Source organism: Streptomyces sp. NPDC054813, from assembly GCF_053611365.1.
This window is the reverse complement of sequence record NZ_JBSHAF010000031.1, coordinates 92,166-93,971: the sequence shown is the minus strand read 5'-3', so window position 1 is coordinate 93,971 and position 1,806 is coordinate 92,166. Positions and strand designations below refer to the sequence as shown.

The 1,806-nt window shown below is 69.0% G+C and carries 1 protein-coding gene; it reads left to right on the top strand.

Annotated elements, in window-relative coordinates:
* The first annotated feature begins 256 nt into the window (after positions 1-256).
* Positions 257-1,702, top strand: coding sequence for a glyceraldehyde-3-phosphate dehydrogenase (locus ACWGJB_RS42695; protein WP_450761288.1), 1,446 nt, complete (start codon positions 257-259; stop codon positions 1,700-1,702).
* Positions 1,703-1,806 lie beyond the last annotated feature (104 nt).

The window sequence follows — 1,806 nt, the reverse complement described above, 5'->3', positions numbered from 1 at the left end:
AGACAGAACCAGTGATCGGCGCCACCGGCCTTTGTCCGAGCAGTCCGAGCAGAAGGCACCCGAGGCGCAGGCCGCCGCCGACCCGCGCGGCGCGGGGGTGCGCGGGCCACCGCCGTGACCTGGGCCCGCACCGGTGCAGAGCCCCGCGACCGACGTCACACCGGGACGGCCGACATCACACCGGGACCCCCTTGATCGATCATCGACCGGTCGGTTTAGCATATGAGCGCCGCCTAGCTCGATCGAGAGTAGATCTGTGACTGTCAACGACGACTCGTTCACCAACTGGAAGAACCGCGAGGAGATCGCGGAGTCGATGATCCCGATCATCGGGAAGCTGCACCGGGAGCGGGACGTGACCGTCCTCCTCCACAGCCGCTCCTTGGTGAACAAGTCGGTGGTCAGCATCCTCAAGACGCACCGGTTCGCCCGCCAGATCGCCGGCGCCGAGCTCTCCGTCACCGAGACGATGCCTTTCCTGCAGGCGCTCACCACGCTCGACCTCGGCCCCTCCCAGATCGACATCGGCATGCTCGCCGCGACCTACCGGGCCGACGACCGGGGCCTGGGTGTGGAGGCGTTCACCGCGGAGGCGGTCGCCGGGGCCACCGGCGCCAACAAGATCGAGCAGCGCGAGCCGCGGGACGTCGTCCTGTACGGCTTCGGCCGCATCGGCCGCCTGGTCGCCCGGCTGCTGATCGAGAAGGCGGGCTCCGGCAACGGACTGCGGCTGCGGGCCATAGTGGTGCGCGGCGCCGGCGGCGAGGACATCGTCAAGCGCGCCTCGCTGCTGCGCCGGGACTCGATCCACGGCCAGTTCCAGGGCACGATCACCGTCGACGAGGAGAACAGCACGATCCTCGCCAACGGCAACGAGATCAAGGTGATCTACGCCGACGACCCCTCCCAAGTCGACTACACGGCGTACGGCATCCGGGACGCCATCCTCATCGACAACACGGGCAAGTGGCGCGACCGCGAGGGCCTGTCCGAGCACCTGCGCCCGGGTATCGAGAAGGTCGTGCTGACCGCGCCGGGCAAGGGCGACGTCCCGAACATCGTGCACGGCGTCAACCACGACACCATCAAGCCGGATGAGCAGATCCTGTCCTGCGCGTCCTGCACCACCAACGCGATCGTGCCGCCGCTGAAGGCGATGGCCGACGAGTACGGGGTGCTGCGCGGGCACGTGGAGACCGTCCACTCGTTCACCAACGACCAGAACCTGCTGGACAACTACCACAAGTCGGAGCGTCGGGGCCGGTCCGCGCCGCTCAACATGGTCATCACCGAGACGGGTGCCGCGTCCGCCGTAGCGAAGGCGCTGCCCGACCTCAAGGCGCGGATCACCGGCAGCTCGATCCGGGTCCCGGTGCCGGACGTGTCGATCGCGATCCTCAACCTCCAGCTGGCCCGCGAGGCGTCCCGCGAGGAGGTCCTGGACTACCTCCGCGAGGTGTCGCTGACCTCGCCGCTCAAGCGCCAGATCGACTTCATCACCGCCCCGGACGCGGTCTCCAGCGACTTCATCGGCTCTCGCCACGCGTCGATCGTCGACGCCGGCGCGCTGAAGGTGGAGGGCGACAACGCGATCCTCTACCTCTGGTACGACAACGAGTTCGGCTACTCCTGCCAGGTGGTCCGGGTCGTCCAGCACGTCTCCGGCGTCGAGTACCCGACGTTCCCGGCGACGGCGGTCTGACGCCTCTCCCTCCGATACGGGGAGGACAGACCCGCGGCCGGGGCTGTCGTTGTGAGTGGCGGAGAGCCCCCCGCGGTCCCCCCCGCGGACCCCCCCCCCCCCCG